Source organism: Brevibacterium sp. SIMBA_078, from assembly GCF_046534565.1.
GTDB lineage: Bacteria > Actinomycetota > Actinomycetes > Actinomycetales > Brevibacteriaceae > Brevibacterium.
On sequence record NZ_JAWRYQ010000333.1, the window covers coordinates 1 to 260 of the forward strand.

Genomic DNA, 260 nt, shown 5'->3' on the forward strand with positions numbered 1-260 from the left:
GTTCAGTCAAAAATATTTCAGGAAGTGGGTATTTATTTAAAACGGAATCAATAAAAGCACTTTTATGTTGATTCGACCAAACAAGCTTACGTTGAAATTCTGGGCGAGGAGAAATAACCTCATCCCTGATTTCTTGCATCAATTGTTGAATTGTTCTAGTTTGCGTATATGAATCCATTAAAACGACTCCGCTTGTTTGCATTTTTCAATACATAAGGACTGGTATTTATCCAAAAAACTCATTTCTTTGTATAAACCAG

Annotated in this window: 1 protein-coding gene; it reads right to left on the reverse strand. The window is 33.5% G+C overall.

Going from position 1 to position 260, the window contains the following annotated elements; genetic code table 11:
- The coding region (locus tag SB749_RS19925) for a DUF262 domain-containing protein (RefSeq protein WP_410711831.1) at positions 1-202 on the reverse strand (202 nt) is incomplete at its 3' end.
- Between the last annotated feature and the right edge of the window lie 58 nt (positions 203-260).